Origin of the sequence: Corynebacterium sp. 13CS0277 (assembly GCF_002994655.1) — a bacterium.
Lineage (GTDB): Bacteria > Actinomycetota > Actinomycetes > Mycobacteriales > Mycobacteriaceae > Corynebacterium.
The window spans coordinates 1-1,878 of sequence record NZ_PPDL01000049.1; the positions used below are offsets into that span (position 1 = coordinate 1).

1 protein-coding gene is annotated in these 1,878 nt (G+C 62.4%); it reads right to left on the bottom strand.

What is annotated here, in order from left to right:
• Nucleotides 1-215 precede the first annotated feature (215 nt).
• Nucleotides 216-1,544, bottom strand: coding sequence for an IS110 family transposase (locus tag C1Y63_RS12330; protein ID WP_158256170.1), 1,329 nt, complete (start codon nt 1,542-1,544; stop codon nt 216-218).
• Between the last annotated feature and the right edge of the window lie 334 nt (nt 1,545-1,878).

The window sequence follows — 1,878 nt, forward strand, 5'->3', positions numbered from 1 at the left end:
AGCAGGGTGTGTGAGGGCATGCCAAAGCGCCGATCACTGGTCGTTGTTTTCAACGATCCAGTGCCGGCTGACGCGACAAAGACCCCGTGCCGCGCCGGGGTACAGGGCACCCTCGGGTGCCCTGTCTATGCATTTTTTATGCACACGCCGTGTGCCCTCGTGCCTGCCGTGGCGGTGGGCACGAGGGTGCGTGGCCAAGGGGCACTACAACCCGGCTAGGTGTGTGTCGGGGTGTTGGCGGTGGTGGGGTGTGCCGGGGTGGCCGGGGCTGTACGACTGCGCTGTCGTTTGCGGGGTGCGGCAGCTGGTGTGGTGGCCGGGGTGGTGGTGCGGCGGTGGGGTGGGGCTTGGCGGTTGTCGTCGTAGAATTCGCTGTTTTTCACCATCGCGAACATGACGTTGAGGCGGCGTCGTGCCAGGGCCATCACGGCGGCGTTGTGACGCTTCCCGGCGGCGCGTTTGGCTTGGTAGTATTCCTTTGAACGTCCGTGCGTCTTGATGCTGGCGAAAGCTGAGTACCACAGGGCGTTCTTTAATTTTTTGTTGCCGCTGCGGTTGACGTGTTCGCCTTTGATTGAGGTGCCGGATTGCCTGGTGACTGGGCAGATTCCGGCGTAGGACGCGAGTTTGTCGGCGGAGTCGAAGTCGGCCAGGTCGCCGACGGTGGCCACCCAGGTGGCTGCTGTTTTCGGTCCGACTCCGGGCATGGACAGCAGGATCTGGTAGGTGGGGGTGTCTTTGGCGATGTCTTCGATTTGAGCATCAAGGGCCCGGATGTCGGTGTTGAGGGTGGTGATCATCCGGTAGGCGGTTTGGATGGACTGCCATTTGATGTCGGTGTTTTGCACGGTGATGGTCTGTGCGGTGATCGCGGTGATGACCTTGTGTGCTTTGGCGTCCTGGTTTTTCGTGCCGGGGGCGTGGGTGTGGATGAAGGTGGCCAGGCGGCGAGCTCCTGCGCGTTTGATGGCTGCGGGGCTGGAGTAGTGCAGGAACATGGCGATGACCCAGCCGGCGGTGATCTGGTCGCCTGTGAGCAGTTTTTCCAGCCCGGGGTGGATGGCGTTGAGCATGCTGCGGATCCGGTTGATGGTGGCAGTGCGCATGCTGATCAGGTCGGCTTGCTGGCCGGCGAGGACTTTGATGCGGTCGGCGAGGTCGTCGGTGTGGGTGACCGGCAGGAGGATTTGGGGCATCGTGAGCGCGGTTTCGGCGATGATGCGGGCGTCTTTGGGGTCGGTTTTGCTGTTGCCTGCGGCCAGGAGGCTGGCGTGGCGCATGCGGGTGCCGGTGAGGTAGCGGCAGTCGATGCCGCAGGCTTGGGCGCAGGCGATGGCGAAGTAGCCGATGTTGTTGGGCTGGTCGACGACGAGGGTGACGTGTCCGTCGTCGCCGGCGTGTTTTTTGGCTTTGGTGAACAGGCGGTTGAGGGCTTGTTCGGATTGGTCGACTTTGCCGGCGTGGAGTTTGGTGCAGTCGGTGTCGATGACCCAGGCGTAGTGGCTGGTTTTGCCGACGTCGAGGCCGATGATGATGTCGGGCATCTTCGGTGTCGTTCCTTCCATGTGAGGTGTGCGGGTGGGGTTCACGCCGCGGGTGTCACATGGGCAGGGGTGCGGCGTGGTGTGTGAGCCGCTGGTGGGTCGTGGGCGTATTGACTACAACCACATTAGTTGAGACGTCGCGTATTTTATTCGGTGCGCGTCAAGTTCCTATTAGTGAGTGCAATACGTCCCTGGGTCCCGGTGGCAACACCCCCCGGATCATCGTGACAGGGATATAGAGCCATGCCGGGAGCCAGCGACTTCTAGCTTCGGTGAGCTTGTGCCCGTTGGGTGGGCAGTGCGCTTACCGGAGCTACACACCACGCTAATGGGG